This is a genomic window from Phaeobacter sp. CAU 1743, from assembly GCF_039839315.1.
Taxonomy (GTDB): domain Bacteria; phylum Pseudomonadota; class Alphaproteobacteria; order Rhodobacterales; family Rhodobacteraceae; genus Phycobacter; species Phycobacter gallaeciensis_A.
On the sequence record NZ_JBDOQR010000035.1, the window covers coordinates 36,155 to 50,926 of the forward strand.

The following is a 14,772-nucleotide window of genomic DNA, read 5'->3' on the forward strand; positions in this document are numbered from 1 at the left end:
AGGACATCACATGACATTGCTGCAACGGCTGTTTCACATCCCCCTGTTTGGCCCGGCGCAAACACTTGCTCTCGCTTCAGGGCCTGCCTCCCTCATCCTGGCGCGGGTGGGCCGCACGCTGGACCGGATGACACCCCAGCTTAGCGCCCCTTCCACGCCGAAGGAGTGGCAGGCAAAAGGTCATATCGCCTTGGTCGGGGCAGGGCCGGGGGCGGCGGACCTTTTGACCCTGCGCGCCGTCAAACGCCTGCAGCAGGCCGACGTGATTTTCTACGACCGGCTGGTCGATCCTGAAGTGCTGGAGCTTGCCCGGCCCGGTACCGAAATGGTCTTTGTCGGGAAACATGTCGGGGCGCACAGCTGGCCGCAGGAGAAGATCAACCGCGTGATCGTAACCGAAGCTCTGAAAGGACGCCGCGTTGTGCGGCTGAAATCCGGCGATCCCGGCATCTTTGGCCGCGCCAGCGAAGAGATGGAGGCGGCTGATGAGGCGGGCATCCCGGTTGAGCTGGTGCCTGGCATCACTGCAGCCTCAGCCGCTGGGGCGGCGCTGGGGCGCAGCCTGACCAGTCGCGGTGTTGCCAATGCGCTGGTGCTGACCACGGGCACCGGCTGTGCCAGCGATCCCTTTCCCGATTGCACCCGCCTGTCGGGACCGGGCACGACGACGGCCTTTTACATGTCGGTGCGTCAGGCGCGGCGGCTCGCGGATCAGTTGATGCAGAAAGGCCTGCCTGCGGACAGCCCCGTTGACATCGCGGTGGAGGTCTCCAAACCCGGGGAGCGGCATTTTGCTGCCACTGTCGGCTCTTTGGCGGATGTCATCGCGGCCTGCCACATCACCGGCTGCGCGATCCTGCTGGTCACCTGGCCAGAGGACGGGGTGCCCACAGTGCAATCGCAAACGGCGGCGGGCCAGACCGCCAAGGTTCCAAAGGCCGTGGCGGTTGTCTGATCTTCAGGCCCAGTCCAGCGGCGTGATGTCAAAGGACTTGATCCGCGAATAGAGCGTCGTCGGTTTAATCTGCAACAGGGTGGCGGCGCCGGTCGGGCCGGAGACGCGCCCACCGGCTTCGCGCAGGGCGGCGATGATATTGTCCCGGACCATCTCCTGCATTCTGGCCTCGGTATGGAACCTGGTGCCGTGTGCCGGGGCGTCTTGGGTCGTGCCGGAGAGTTCGATGACCAGCTTGCGATCCTGCGAGACGATGGCGGCGCGCTCCATCGCATTGTGCAATTCGCGCACATTGCCGGGCCAGTCATAGGCCTGCATCTGCTGCATCACCCGTTCGGTGATCACCGGCACCGGCCGGTTCAGCCTGCGGCAGGCGATCTTCAGCAGGTGTGCGGCCAGCAGCGGAATGTCTTCGCGGCGGTCGCGCAGTGGCAGGCAGTTGATGGGAAAGACGTTGAGGAACAGAAACAGATCCTCGCGGATGCGCCCGGTGCGGCGCACGGTCTCCTCAGCCAGCGAGGTCGCCGCGATCACCCGGATATCGAGCGGCTTTTCCCGGGTATCGCCCAGCCGGGTGACGGATCCGCTTTGCAGGGCGTGCAGCAGTTTGCCCTGAATTTCGACCGGCAGTTCCTCGACATCGTCGATGAACAGGGTGCCGCCGTGGGCCAGTTCCAATTTGCCGGGCTTGTCGCGCATGGCGCCATTCGGGGCGCCGCGCATCTGGCCGAAAAGTTCGGCCTCGACCTCCTCGGGGGCGACGGAGCTGCATTTGAAATGGATCAGCGGCCGCCGGGCGCGAGGGCTGGTCTTGTGGATCTCGGTGGCGACCAGCGATTTCCCGGTGCCGGTTTCGCCGCTGATAAGGACAGTCGCCGTCGTCTTGGCCACCAGATCGATGCGGGCCACGATCTGCCGGATGGCGGGCGAGGATCCGATGATGTCGTGATGGGCGCGCTCTGATGTGATTGCCTCTTGCAGATAGGCGTTTTCCTGTTCCAGCCGGTCACGCAGCGCCGCGACCTCTTCCATCGCCTCACGCAGCTTGCGTTCGCTTTCCTTGCGTTCGGTGATGTCGCGGAAGATCACCACCGCCCCGACCAGCACCTTCTGATCGTAGATCGGGGTCGAGACATATTCGACCCGGATCGGCTTGCCGTCCTTGCGCCAGAAAACCTCGTCCTCGATCCGGTGGACCTGTTCAAAGCGGAAGGAGCGGTAGATCGGGCATTGCTGCGACGGGTAGTGTTCGCCGTTGAGGTGATGATGGTGGATCATCGAGTGGATGTCCTTGCCCAGCAGATCTTCGGAGGTCCAGCCCAGCATCTCACGCGCGGCGCGGTTGACGAATGTGGTCTTGCCCTCGGCGTTGACCCCGTAGATGCCTTCGCCAGCGGCGTTGAGGATCAGCTGGTTCTGGCGTTCCAGCTCGGCAAAGAAACCTTCGGTGCGTTTCCAGTTCACAAGGCCGGCACGAAAGGTTTCCGCCAGGGCGGCGGTTTCGGCGCGCTGATCAAGGGCGCGCAGATCGGTTAGCGCCAGGATGATCCAGCCGTCCTGTCCCGGCACCGGCTGGGCCCGGAGTTCGCAGCTCAGCGCGCTGCCATCCCCGGCCCGCAGAGTAACATCGCGGGTCCAGCTTGCGCCGCGATGGTCCACTTCTTCGAGGAACACCACGAAGCGAGGCATGTCCTTGCCCAGGTAGTGTGAGAAGGGCAGGGGAGCGTTGTTGTCGTGCCCGTTTCCGAGGAGCCGGGCAGCGGATTGGTTCCAGTCGACCACCCGGTCTTCCGTGGTGTCGAGGACAAGCATGGCCTCGGGAATCGACTGCAAAAGGGAATCGGCGTTGAGAAGATCGAGTGACATGGGAAAAGGTTAATCTCCGCCCTCGTCAGGTTTAAACGAAATTTCGTAATTTACGATATGTCGTAATTTTGTGTGGTCCGAATTTCACATAAGACACTGATTTTTATATTTTTTGTTTGCTGCACAAATGTTGGGCGGCTGCTTTTTTTGTCCCGTGGCGACTGTCAGAGTTTACGAAACATTGACTGAAAGGGGACACCCATGACGACAAAGAGCCTTGGAAATCCGTTCTCGGATAAGACCGATCTGCGACACGGCGCCGATTGCGGTTGCGATGGATGCCTGTCCGGACACGGCCATGACAAGGGCCATACCGAGCCGCAGCATATGTCCTCTGACGACATGATTGAACGCGCCGTCGAAAGCGCCATCGTGCGCTCGGTCTTTGGGCACAATGACATCGGTCGCCGCTCTTTCATGGGCATGCTGGGCGGCAGCACTGTGGCTGCGGCGCTGGCTTCGGTGTTTCCGATGGAGCAGGCCAAGGCTGCGATCCTTGACGAGCTGGGTCCGCCGGAGAAATCCGATCTCAACATCGGCTTTGTGCCGATCACCTGCGCCACCCCGATCATCATGGCGCAGCCGATGGGGTTCTACGAACGTTACGGCCTCAACGCGCAGGTCATCAAGACGGCTGGCTGGGCCGTGGCCCGCGACAAGTCGCTGTCGGGGGAATATGACGCCAGCCACATGCTGACGCCGATGCCGCTGGCAATGACGCTGGGCGCCGGATCCATCGCCGAACCCTACATCATGCCCGCGGTCGAGAACATCAACGGTCAGGCCATCGTCCTGTCGAACGAACATCTGGACAAGCGTGACCCGAAACAGTGGAAAGGCTTCACCTTCGGCGTGCCGTTTGAATATTCGATGCACAACTTCCTGCTGCGGTATTACGTGGCCGAGCACGGGCTGGACCCGGATGTCGATATCCAGATCCGCGTGGTGCCGCCGCCGGAGATGGTCGCCAACCTGCGCGCTGGCAACCTTGATGGTTACCTGTCGCCCGACCCGTTCAACCAACGCGCCGTCTGGGAAGGCATCGGCTATATCCACATGCTGACCAAGGACATCTGGGAAGGTCACCCCTGCTGTGCCTTTGCCGCGCCGCTGTCCTTTGCGACCGAATTGCCGAACACATACGGCGCCCTGCTGAAATCGATCATCGACGCCACGCAATACGCGTCAAACCCTGAAAACCGCAAGGAAATCTCTGAAGCAATCGCGCCGACCAACTATCTGAACCAGCCGGTTCCGGTGATCGAACAGGTGCTGACCGGCACCTATGCCGATGGTCTGGGTGAGGTGCAGCGCGTGCCCGACCGGATCGATTTCGACCCCTTCCCCTGGCATTCCATGGGCGTCTGGATCCTGACCCAGATGAAACGCTGGGGCTATATCGAAGGCGACGTCGATTACAAAACGGTGGCCGAGCAGGTCTATCTGGCTGCCGACGCCAAGAAGGTGATGAACGATCTCGGCTACGAGGCGCCCGACGTCACCTACAAATCGCACACCATCATGGGCAAGACCTTCGATCCGGCCAAGCCCGAAGAATACGTGTCCAGCTTTGCGATCGGAAAGGGGTGATCCATGCTGGATAACCTTTCAGTCAATCAGCGCGCGGTGATCCTGTCCGTGGTGATGCTGGTGGTGGGCCTCCTGATCTGGGAGGCCGCCATTCCCGCCCAGAAGGCCGCGTCCGAGCTGACGGAATACGAGCGCCTGACCGGTGGGGGTGCCCCCAAGGCGGGCGTGCCCCCGCCAAGCCAGGTGATCGCCAAGGCTTGGGAGCAGCTGTCGAACCCTTTTTATGATGCAGGCCCCAACGACAAGGGCATCGGCATCCAGATCGGCTATTCCATCTACCGGGTGCTGACCGGCTATCTGATGGCGGCGCTGATCGCGATCCCGCTGGGTTTCCTGATCGGGATGAGCCAGGTCGCCTATAAGGCCTTCAACCCCTTCATTCAGGTGCTGCGCCCGATTTCGCCGCTGGCCTGGATGCCGCTTGCGCTGTTCATCATTCAGGACAGCGAGGCCTCGGCGATCTTCGTGATCTTCATCTGTTCGATCTGGCCGATGCTGCTCAACACCGCCTTTGGCGTTGCCGGGGTGCGCGAGGACTGGGTCAACGTGGCCCGCACCCACGAACTGGGCGCTTTGCGCACCGCCTTCACGGTGATCCTACCTGCGGCGGCGCCGACCATCATCACCGGTATGCGGATCTCCATCGGCATCGCCTGGCTGGTGATCGTTGCGGCAGAGATGCTCGTGGGGGGGACCGGCATTGGCTACTACGTCTGGAACGAGTGGAACAACCTCGACCTGACCTCCGTCATCTTCTCGATCCTCATGATTGGCGTTGTTGGCATGATGCTGGATGCCGCCTTTGGTGTCCTGCAGCGCGCCGTCGCCTACGCCGAATAGGAGCATTCCAATGCCTAAACCCTTTCTCAGTATCGAGCGTCTGACGCAGAAATTCCCTGACGGTCAGGGGGGCACCCTGACCGTTTTCGGAAACGCCACCTTTGGCATCGAAAAGGGAGAGTTCGTCTGCATCCTTGGCCACTCTGGCTGCGGCAAGTCGACGATCATGAACATCCTTGCCGGGCTAGCCGAGCCGACTTCGGGCGTGGTCAAGATGGATGGAACCGAGGTCTCCGGCCCGTCGCTGGACCGCGGGGTGGTGTTCCAGAACTATTCGCTGCTGCCCTGGCTTTCGACCCTGAAGAACGTCACCTTTGGTGTGAAGGCGCGCTATCCCGACTGGTCCAAGGCCAAGGTCGAAGAACACGCCCGGGAATATCTGGCCATGGTCGGGCTTGAAGGCGATGTGGTTCAGCGCAAGCCCAGTCAGCTTTCGGGTGGTATGCGTCAGCGGGTCTCCATCGCGCGGGCCTTTGCTAACCATCCCAAGCTGTTGCTGCTGGATGAACCCTTTGGCGCGTTGGATGCGCTGACCCGGGGCACCATTCAGGACGAACTCCTGAAGATCTGGGGCGGGACCGAGCAGACAGTGTTCATGATCACCCATGACATCGATGAGGCGATCCTGCTGGCTGACCGCATTCTGCTCATGACCAACGGTCCTTTTGCCCGGGTGGCGGAGTCGGTGGAGATCACCATCCCGCGTCCGCGCAGCCGTACCGAGATCGTCGAACATCCCAACTACTACGCCATCCGCAACCACTTGGTGCAGTTCCTTGGTCAGAGGTCGAAAGAACTGGCCGGACAGAAAAGCGACGATCCCGATCAGCGGCCCGAAACCGTGCGGATCGACAAAACTGCGGCAGAACCCGCCACCGAATCCGCACCAGAACCGGAACCGGCCCGCCACCTACAGGCGGTCAACGACTGACAGGTCGGCGCGGCCGACTGAAGACAAATCAGGAGGACAACAGATGAAAGATACTTTTGAGGTGCCCACGATGATGAGCAAAGAAGACGTGACCATGATGATCCTCTCGGCCAAGAAACAGGCCGGGATGACCTGGGAAGGCATCGCCGAAAAGATCGGCATGTCGCCGGTCTGGACCCATTCGGCCTGCATGGGCATGAATGGTTTTCCCAAGGACAAGGCCGAAGCGCTGGTGACGGCCCTTGCCCTGCCGCAAGAGGCGGTTTCGGTTCTGGAAGAACCGCCAACCAAGGTCTGGGAACAAGCCATTCCCACCGATCCCTGCATCTATCGACTGTACGAAATCGTCGGCGTCTACGGCCCGACCATCAAGGCGCTGATCGAAGAGAAATTCGGCACCGGCATCATGTCAGCCATCGATTTCGACATGCAGGTGATCCGCGTGCCCCATGAAAAGGGCGACCGGGTGAAGATCGAGATGTCCGGCAAATACCTCGGCTATAATTCCTGGTAAGCCATCAATCGGCCCATGTGCATTGGAACATGGGCCGTAGAAACCGTCGCCCCGGCCGCTCCGCCCGATCCTCTTCCCGGGCAGGATGGTCGGGGTGGTCTATTTTAGATCAGTGGTTCAGCTGCGCGCGCAGCTCTTCGGCCTCGCGGCGGGCATCGCGCAGACCTTCCATGGCCGCGCTCAGCTCGGCTTCGGTCTGGGTCAGCTGGTTGGTCAGCTCCGCTTCGCGCTGTTGCAGATAGGTAATGGCCTGATCGCGTGTCTCTTCAGCCTCGTGCAATTCCTGGCTCATCCGGTCCAGATCGGCGACGTCGCTTTGCCGGACGCGGGTGAAACGGTGCACCAGCCAATTGGCGAACCAGCCCATCGCGAAGGCGGCAAACAGGATGATTGCGGTGGTGAGGATGAACTCTGTCCTGTTCATTGGCCCGATGTCTCCTGTTCTGTGTCGCCGGTCTCGGTGTCAGCCGCCTGCGCGTCGTCACCTTGCGTATCGTCAGCCTGGGTTTCGGTTTGCGTATCAGCCTCAGTGCTTTCGGTCTCTGCTGCTGTCTCCTCCACGGGCGCCGCGGCGCTGTCGAGGGTGCTTTCCTCGCTCTCGCCGGTTGTCGGCAGCAGCAGGCGGAAATCGATGCGGCGGTTGGCTTCGCGGCCTTCATCGGTGTCATTCGAGGCGATCGGGCTGCTTTCGCCAAATCCGCGCGCGATATAGGTCGAGGTCAGGATCCGCCGCGCCCGCAGTTCGTTGAGCACCGATTGCGCCCGCGCCTGGCTGAGGTTCTGGTTCATCTCCTCACGGCCCTGACTGTCGGTGTGGCCTTGGATTTCCAGCCGTATCGGGCCGCATTTCTCAAGGATCGCGGCGATCTTGTCGATGATCACGTTGCTGCCGGCCTCCACCGTGGCCGAGCCGGGTTCAAAGGTGATCTTGCCGTTCTCCAGCTGCACGCTGGTCAGCGCCGCCTGACACAGCTCCGGCGCCATCGGCTGATCCTTGGGCGCGGGCGGCTCTTCATAGGTGATGTCGAGCTCATAGTCTTCGGCCTCGCCCAGTTTGGCGGACAGGAACTTGGCAATCTCTGAGGAGGCATCCTTGCGGTAGCTCATGCCGCGCAGGGTCAGATCCTCCGGCGTGACGCTGACTGCACCGCGCTCCAGATAGGAAAGCGCCTCAAGCCCGGCCAGCACCCGCACCGGCCAGTCGGCAGGCAGGCCTTCGGCCACCCGCGCCGCGGTATAGACGCTGTCGGAGCCAAACCGCGCCTTGGCATAGCTGTCGGCGATGGTGCGGGTGGCGGCATCGGTGATGCGCCCGCGCAGCTGCACCTGGCCTTCGGGGCTGAGCGTGGCGGTGAATTCGGGCGGTCCGGCGGCAGCATCGGTTTCCGGCATGGGCAGCACCGCATGCAAAGCAAAGACCTGCGGCAGCGCGGTTTCCAGCTCTCCCACCACCGTGTCGAACTGGGCCTCCGGCGTGCCTTCGGCGGCGACAAGGGTGATATCGGCGTTGGCGATGGTGACCGATCCCTGACCCAATTCCGCAAGGCTTTGAATGCTGAGTTCGGCGGCATCGGCCCATGTGGGCGAGGGGACCCCCATGCCAATCACGCAGTCGGCCTCTCCCTCCAGCCCGGCAGCGCGGGCGGCGGACAGGATGCGGGCGCGGCTTTCCTCGTCCTCGGCTGAGCAGGCATCGAACCGGGCACCGCTTTCGGAAATCAGGAACCGCAGGGTAAAGGGCGTGATCACCGGGCGCGGTGCCGCAATATCAAGGCTGAGACGGATCTGCGGCGGTGCCATCTTGCTCAGCTGGCGTTCGAAGCTGTCGCGTTCTTCGGCGCTGTCGGCGATTGCGGTTACCGAAACCGCGCCTGCCTCGACCGAGATTTTGGAGCGCGGCAGGAGCTCCAGAGCCGCGACGGCAAATTTCAACGCCGGGTCCCAGCCATCGGGGGTCGGGTAATCGGCGGTTTCCAGAAGGTCGGCGACCTTCTTGTTGTTGTCTTCGGCGATCCGGTCCAGCTGACCGACCAGCGTCTCGCGCGAGGCGGACAGCGGGATCAACCCGCTGATTGAAATCCCCCGATCATTGCGCAGGATTTCCGCCGAAAACCGCGGCGGCGCCAATCCGTCCGAGGGCGGTACCGTGATATCGTCGATCACCCGCGCCGCATCGACAATGCTGCCCGCCAGAGAAATCGCTGCAAACCGGGTGGCCTCGTCCGGGGCGGTGCCCTGCAGGGTAACCCGCAGCCCGTCGGCGGTGACCTCGGCCCAGTGCAGGCCCGCAACATCCAGAGACCGGCGCACTTCGCGCTCGCTGCCACGCTCGACGGCTGTGACGGCAAACCCCGCTGCGATCAGGCTCAGCCCTGCCGCCGCGGCGAAGGACAAAGTCGGGATCAGAAACGAAGACAGGCGCATTGCAACAGCATTCCCAGATACGGTTGGGCTCTGTCATACAGGCCAGCGGCGGCCTGTTCAATCACACGAAAGTGGCCACGGCAAAGAAGATCAGCGGAATCAAGCCGGTATCGCGGTTGAGCCGGAACAGCTTCAACAGGCGTGGGTTGTTTTCGGGATCAAATACGCGCAATTGCCAGGTCATGTGCCAGCCCATAGCCCAGGGACCGGCAAGCGCAATCAGCAGGGTCAGCAGGTTGGCATCGACATGTGCGGCCAGCACCACGGCAAGGGCCATCAGGCCCACGGTTGCCACGATGAAGCGGCGTAGCCAGCTGGGGCTGTTGTCGCCAAACAGGCGGGCGGTGGATTTGACGCCGATCAGCGCGTCGTCCTCGGTGTCCTGATGCGCATAGATGGTGTCATAAAACAGCGTCCAGGCAATCCCCGCCAGATAGAGGATGACCGGCGGCCAGGCCAGCGATCCGGTATGCGCCACCCAGGCCAGCATCGCCCCCCAGTTGAAGGCCAGCCCAAGGAAGATCTGCGGCCACCAGGTGAAGCGTTTGGCAAAGGGGTAGACGGCAACCGGCAACAGCGCCAGCACGCCCATGCCGATGGCAGCCCAGTTGAAGGTCATCAGGATGCCAAAGGCCACAAGCGCCTGCGCGCACATCCAAGTCACCGCGCCGCGCACGGTCACCTGTCCGGATGGGATCGGTCGTGATCGGGTACGCTCGACCGCGCCGTCAAAGTTGCGGTCGGTGATGTCGTTCCATGTGCAGCCCGCACCGCGCATCAGCCAGGCGCCAAGCCCACAGGCGACAAAGATCCAGGCGTCCTGCCAGACCGGGGTGTCATCCCAGAGGATGGCCAGCGCCAGACCCCACCAGCAGGGGATCAGCAACAGCCATGTGCCGATCGGGCGGTCTGCGCGGCTCAGCCGCAGATAGGGGCGTGACCAGGCGGGCGCGTGGGTGTCCACCCAATTCCCCTTGACCGCATCTGCGACCTGACCATCTGGTGTTGGCGATTGCCCTTGCATATGTAGGACCTCATGAGTGCGAAGATCAGACTGTATGTAGAGCACCCCTTGGGGGCAGGGCAAACCATTCCTTTGGACCGGGATCAGGCGCATTACCTCTTTGGGGTGATGCGGCAGGCTGTCGGCGCCAAGGTGGCCCTGTTCAACGGGCGCGATGGAGAATGGCTGGCCGAGGTGGCCGAAGCAGGCAAACGCGGCGGGGTTCTGGCCTGCATTGAGCAGACCCAGCCCTTGCAGATGCCGCCGGACCTTTGGCTGATTTTTGCCCCGATCAAGAAGGCGCGCACCGATTTTATCGTCGAAAAAGCCGCCGAGATGGGCGCGGCGCGGATCATGCCGGTGCAGACCGAATTCACCAACTCCGAGCGCATCCGTCAGGACCGGCTGCAGGCCCACGCGGTGGAGGCTGCCGAGCAATGCGGTGGTACCTTCGTTCCCGAGGTGACGGATCTGCAGAAACTCTCGCGCCTGCTGGATCACTGGCCGCAGGAGCGTCAGTTGATGTTCTGCGACGAGGCCGAGGTGGGGCAACGACTGTTTCTGGACCGTGTTACGGGCGACGGTCGTCCGGGGGTGGACGGGCGCTGCCCGGCCTATCGTCCGGGCGAAGTCTCTCAGCCAGGATCCTGGGCCATCCTCATCGGTCCCGAAGGCGGTTTCTCTGAGGTGGAGCGTAAGCGTCTGCACGGGATGCAGCAGGCCCATGTGGTCAGCCTTGGCCCGCGGATCCTGCGCGCCGACACCGCAGCGGTGGCGGCAATGACCCTGTGGCAGCAAAGTCTCGGGGATTGGTAACATGGTCTGGCGCGCCGCCCGCGCGGCTGACATTCCGCCGGTAGAGCGCCTGCTGCGCCAGCATTTGCAAAGCTCGATGTTCCTTCTGGGCAACCTGAAGGATCCCGGCAATGGGCAGGCGATGGATCTTTGGGTGCAGGATGACCACTCGGGCGTCTTTGGTCTGACAGAGGCGGGCATGGTGCTGATGCAGGCGCCCCAAGCGCGCGCCGAAGATTGGCAGGAAGCATCTGCGCTGCTGGCCGGGCGGAGCATCGCGGGCTGCGCCGGAGACACCGCACAGCTGCGCGCCTTTCTCGCCGTCAGCGATCTTGTCTCCTGCCCGACCCGGCTGGATGAAGACGAGCCGGGGTTCTCCCTTGACCTTGACCAGCTGGAAATACCGAAGGCCGAACAGGCGGCGCTGATCCCGCTGGCCACGGCGCCGCGCGATCTGGTTCTGGACTGGCGGGCGGCCTATCATCGCGAAGTCTTGGCAACTGGGGCGGATGTCAGTGAAGAAAAGGCGGCGCAGGATATCGCCGGTTACCTCGATCGTGACAGTCACCGGGTTCTTGTTATTGCAGGCCAGCCGGTTGCCATGACAGGGTTCAATGCCCAGATACCGGAGGTGGTGCAGATCGGTGGCGTCTATACGCCGCCGGGTTTGCGGGGCAGGGGGTTGGCGCGCCTTGCCGTCGCCCTGCATCTGGACGAGGCCCGCAAGGCCGGGGCGCAGCGGGCCGTGTTGTTCGCCGCCAGCCCGGCAGCAGCGCGCGCCTATGAGGCAATCGGGTTCCGGCACGCTGGATCATTTTCTCTGGTGCTTTTTGCCCCGGAACAGGAGGTGCCATGAGTTTCATCCGACCCGAAGCACAGGCCAGCCTGTGGCGCTGGCGCGAGCTGATCGTCGCGGCGCTGATGCTGCTGGTGGGGCTGAAGTGGGCTTTCACCTCCTATGGATTTACCGCCATGACCGGCTGGGCGCTGATCGCGGTCGGGCTGGTTCTGGCCGTGGTAGGCGCGCAGCGGTTGCGCTTCCGGCTGGGCGCGGGCGGGCCGGGTGTGGTCCAGGTGGACGAAGGGCAGATCGCCTATTTCGGTCCTCTGACGGGCGGCGCCGTTGCGGCCTCTGAAATCGAACGGCTGCGGCTGGATCATACTGCGAAACCGCCCCATTGGGTGCTGGAGCAGCCGGGGCAGCCGCCGCTGGCGATCCCGGTCAACGCCGAAGGTCACGAGGCGCTGTTTGACGTCTTTGCCAGCCTTCCGGGGCTGCGCACGGAGCGGATGCTGGCCGAGCTGCGCAAGGCCGGTGCTCACCAGGTCGTGATCTGGGAGCGCATCCCAAGCCGACCCACCCACCAAAGGCTGCATTGACACCGGCGTCGTTTGGCCCCACTTCTGACCGCCGAAAACAGCGAAACAACAGGACGGAGTGCCCGGCATGTCCATTCCCCAGTCCGGCGGCGGACCGATCGAACGCCACGAACAGATGGCCGAATACCTGGCCTCCGGGTGTAAACCGAGCGCCGACTGGCGCATCGGCACCGAGCACGAGAAGTTCGGCTATTGCAAGGATACGCTGAAACCGCTGCCCTACGCCGGTCAACGCTCGATCCAGGCGGTGCTGGAAGGGCTGCGCGACCGCAATGGCTGGTCGCCCGTCACCGAAGGCGGCAACCTCATTGGTCTGACCAAGGATGGCGCCAACGTCAGCCTTGAACCCGGCGGGGCGCTGGAGCTTTCGGGCGCGCCTCTGGAAACCATTCACGAGACCTGCGACGAGGTAAACGTCCACCTGCGCGAGGTGAAGGAAATCGCCGACAAGATTGGCGTCGGTTTCATCGGCCTTGGCGCTGCTCCGATCTGGACCCATGACGAGATGCCGCTGATGCCCAAGGGGCGCTACCGGCTGATGAACGATTACATGGCCAAGGTCGGCACCATGGGCCGGGACATGATGCGCCGCACCACCACGGTGCAGGTGAACCTTGATTTCGCCTCCGAAGCCGACATGGTGCAGAAACTGCGCGTCGCCCTGGCGTTGCAGCCGGTGGCCACTGCGCTGTTTGCCAATTCGCCCTTCTTCGAAGGCAAGCCGAACGGCCACAAGTCCTGGCGCAGCAAGATCTGGCGCCATCTCGACGATGCGCGCACCGGCATGCTGCCCTTCGTCTTTGAAGAGGGCATGGGATTTGAACGCTACGTGGAGTACGCGCTCGATGTGCCGATGTATTTCGTCTACCGCGATGGTGAATACATCAACGCGCTGGGTCAGTCCTTCCGCGACTTCCTCAATGGCAAACTGCCCGCGTTGCCCGGTGAAACCCCGACGCTCAGCGATTGGGCCGACCACCTGACCACCGCCTTTCCCGAGGCGCGGATCAAGAAATACATGGAGATGCGCGGCGCCGATGGCGGCCCCTGGCGCAGGCTCTGTGCGCTGCCGGCCTTCTGGGTGGGGCTGATGTATGACCAAAACAGCCTTGATGCGGCCTGGGATCTGGTCAAGGGCTGGGATGCAGAGACCCGCGAGGCCCTGCGCGTCGGTGCGGCGGAAAAGGCGCTGCAGGCCGAGGTCGGCGACATCAAGATGCACGATCTGGCGCGTCAGGTGCTGGAGATCTCCGAGGCAGGCCTCAAGGCGCGTGCGCGGGCAGGTGCGGGCGGCATGGTCCCGGACGAGACGCATTTCCTGAATGCACTGAAGGAAAGCATCGACAGCGGCAAGGTCCCGGCAGATGAGCTGCTGGAGCATTACCACGGTGACTGGAACGGCGATCTGACCCGGATCTACGCCGAATACAGCTACTGATCCAAAACGTAAAACGGGGCGCCGCTTAGGCGCCCCGCTTTCTGGTGACCTGTGCTCAGGCGGCGCTTGCGGCCGGTTTGCCTGTGGGAACTGTGGCAGGTGGGTTCACCGCCTCGCGGACCACGGCGCGCAGGGTGGCGACTGCGTGGGCGAAGCCGAGACCAAGGCAGATCGCTGCAAAGCCGAGCGCGGGCAACAGGCCCCAGACACCTAGGTCAAGCACCGGCATCGCGGCGCCGATCAGCCCGATGCCCCCGAGGGCGATCATGGCATAGCCGGTTGCGATGGTGACGCCTGCCGCCTGCGCGGCACGGCCCGATTGTGGGCAGTCGCCTAAGATGCTGGAAATTTTGAGGATCATCAGGGTCATCGCGGTGACCATGAGAAGGGCGAGGGCGAGGTAGGTTGCGATTTGAAACAGCATGGTGGTGTCCTTTCGATTCAGAGGGGTTGTTTGTAGAAATCACGTTTGAGAGAGGCGTAAATGCAGCCGCTGATCCAGCCCCAGATAGGGGCAAAGAGACTTCCCCAAACCAAGCGCATGCCATCCCAGCTTTGTGTGGAACGGGACATGTCAGGCAGTTGTAGAATGATCCCAAACAGAATGAGGTTGGTAAGAAATGCCAGCCCTGCCCATGCTTCCGGAGTCGAGTCGCGCATGGCCAGGTAGGCCAGCATTATTGGTGTTCCGGCCAGAACATAAACTGGTCCGCCGATAAGGGTGGCGAAGGGGCTGATCAGAGTCGGTGCTCCTATCAATCCAGCCAGCAGCGGCCCGCCGACGACGGCGAGGGCGAAGGCAACGGGGTCCACCAGGTGGCGCTTTGCCACGACTTCGGGCTCAGTATTTTTTAACCTATCAGTTATTTCTGTTATTTGTGAAATCTCCAGGTAAAATTTTTTGGGCAGGTCTAGGGTCTGTGGACATTCATCGTGAGGCGATGATGGCAGCCGCGAGATGCCAATTGGCGGCGTAGCTGGACGTTGTCTTTTCGTAGCGGGTCGCTATGGCTCTGAATTCCTTGATCTTTGCGAA

General features: G+C 62.6%; 15 protein-coding genes and 1 pseudogene. 9 read left to right on the top strand and 7 right to left on the bottom strand.

Annotation, left to right across the window (positions count from 1 at the left end; genetic code table 11):
* The first annotated feature begins 10 nt into the window (after positions 1–10).
* Positions 11–955: a uroporphyrinogen-III C-methyltransferase gene (cobA, locus tag AAFO90_RS14405; protein ID WP_347509821.1), complete on the top strand. Its 945-nt coding sequence runs from the start codon at positions 11–13 to the stop codon at positions 953–955.
* Between the two features lie 3 nt (positions 956–958).
* On the opposite strand, the gene AAFO90_RS14410 is transcribed toward cobA, so the two are convergent.
* Positions 959–2,821: a sigma 54-interacting transcriptional regulator gene (locus tag AAFO90_RS14410; protein ID WP_347509822.1), complete on the bottom strand. Its 1,863-nt coding sequence runs from the start codon at positions 2,819–2,821 to the stop codon at positions 959–961.
* A 201-nt stretch (positions 2,822–3,022) separates the two neighbouring features.
* Here AAFO90_RS14410 and AAFO90_RS14415 point away from each other — a divergent pair, with 201 nt between their 5' ends.
* Genes AAFO90_RS14415 through cynS form a run of 4 tightly spaced genes read left to right on the top strand, consistent with a single transcriptional unit; the run spans position 3,023 to position 6,696 of the window.
* Entirely contained in the window at positions 3,023–4,411 is a 1,389-nt protein-coding gene (locus AAFO90_RS14415; protein ID WP_347509823.1) for a CmpA/NrtA family ABC transporter substrate-binding protein, read from the top strand.
* 3 nt (positions 4,412–4,414) lie between these two features.
* The gene (gene ntrB, locus AAFO90_RS14420) at positions 4,415–5,251 is read left to right on the top strand and encodes a nitrate ABC transporter permease (protein ID WP_274827548.1); all 837 of its coding nucleotides are present in this window, start codon (positions 4,415–4,417) and stop codon (positions 5,249–5,251) included.
* 10 nt (positions 5,252–5,261) lie between these two features.
* Positions 5,262–6,182 carry an ABC transporter ATP-binding protein gene (locus AAFO90_RS14425; protein ID WP_347509824.1) on the top strand — a complete coding sequence of 307 codons (921 nt, stop codon included), beginning with the start codon at positions 5,262–5,264 and terminating at the stop codon, positions 6,180–6,182.
* 43 nt (positions 6,183–6,225) lie between these two features.
* Positions 6,226–6,696 carry a cyanase gene (gene cynS, locus AAFO90_RS14430; protein ID WP_237028372.1) on the top strand — a complete coding sequence of 157 codons (471 nt, stop codon included), beginning with the start codon at positions 6,226–6,228 and terminating at the stop codon, positions 6,694–6,696.
* A gap of 109 nt (positions 6,697–6,805) precedes the next feature.
* Here the strand turns inward: cynS and AAFO90_RS14435 are convergent, their stop codons facing one another.
* The 3 genes from AAFO90_RS14435 to ubiA all read right to left on the bottom strand — a co-directional run bounded on the left by AAFO90_RS14435 (position 6,806) and on the right by ubiA (position 10,144).
* On the bottom strand, positions 6,806–7,120 hold the full coding sequence (locus tag AAFO90_RS14435; RefSeq protein WP_065272443.1) for a hypothetical protein: 315 nt from the start codon (positions 7,118–7,120) through the stop codon (positions 6,806–6,808).
* Positions 7,117–9,120: an OmpA family protein gene (locus AAFO90_RS14440; RefSeq protein WP_347509825.1), complete on the bottom strand. Its 2,004-nt coding sequence runs from the start codon at positions 9,118–9,120 to the stop codon at positions 7,117–7,119. Before AAFO90_RS14440 ends, AAFO90_RS14435 begins: the two co-directional genes overlap by 4 nt.
* A 61-nt stretch (positions 9,121–9,181) precedes the next feature.
* Entirely contained in the window at positions 9,182–10,144 is a 963-nt protein-coding gene (ubiA, locus tag AAFO90_RS14445; protein ID WP_065272444.1) for a 4-hydroxybenzoate octaprenyltransferase, read from the bottom strand.
* A 12-nt stretch (positions 10,145–10,156) separates the two neighbouring features.
* Between ubiA and AAFO90_RS14450 the strand changes: the two genes are divergently transcribed.
* From AAFO90_RS14450 to AAFO90_RS14465, 4 genes are all read left to right on the top strand, one after another.
* Entirely contained in the window at positions 10,157–10,939 is a 783-nt protein-coding gene (locus AAFO90_RS14450) for a 16S rRNA (uracil(1498)-N(3))-methyltransferase (RefSeq protein ID WP_347509826.1), read from the top strand.
* Between the two features lies 1 nt (position 10,940).
* The gene (locus AAFO90_RS14455; RefSeq protein WP_347509827.1) at positions 10,941–11,774 is read left to right on the top strand and encodes a GNAT family N-acetyltransferase; all 834 of its coding nucleotides are present in this window, start codon (positions 10,941–10,943) and stop codon (positions 11,772–11,774) included.
* A complete protein-coding gene (locus AAFO90_RS14460; protein WP_065272447.1) occupies positions 11,771–12,298 on the top strand; it encodes a hypothetical protein in 528 nt (175 codons plus the stop codon). The genes AAFO90_RS14455 and AAFO90_RS14460 overlap by 4 nt, the downstream gene beginning before the upstream one ends.
* A 67-nt stretch (positions 12,299–12,365) precedes the next feature.
* On the top strand, positions 12,366–13,736 hold the full coding sequence (locus AAFO90_RS14465; protein ID WP_347509828.1) for a glutamate--cysteine ligase: 1,371 nt from the start codon (positions 12,366–12,368) through the stop codon (positions 13,734–13,736).
* A 55-nt stretch (positions 13,737–13,791) separates the two neighbouring features.
* Here the strand turns inward: AAFO90_RS14465 and AAFO90_RS14470 are convergent, their stop codons facing one another.
* The 3 genes and pseudogenes from AAFO90_RS14470 to AAFO90_RS14480 all read right to left on the bottom strand — a co-directional run.
* Positions 13,792–14,160, bottom strand: coding sequence for a hypothetical protein (locus AAFO90_RS14470; RefSeq protein ID WP_347509829.1), 369 nt, complete (start codon positions 14,158–14,160; stop codon positions 13,792–13,794).
* 17 nt (positions 14,161–14,177) lie between these two features.
* Positions 14,178–14,567 (bottom strand): hypothetical protein, encoded by a 390-nt coding sequence (locus AAFO90_RS14475; RefSeq protein ID WP_347509830.1) that lies wholly within the window; start codon positions 14,565–14,567, stop codon positions 14,178–14,180.
* A gap of 97 nt (positions 14,568–14,664) precedes the next feature.
* A pseudogene (locus tag AAFO90_RS14480) lies at positions 14,665–14,772 on the bottom strand (IS5/IS1182 family transposase); the annotation flags it as partial.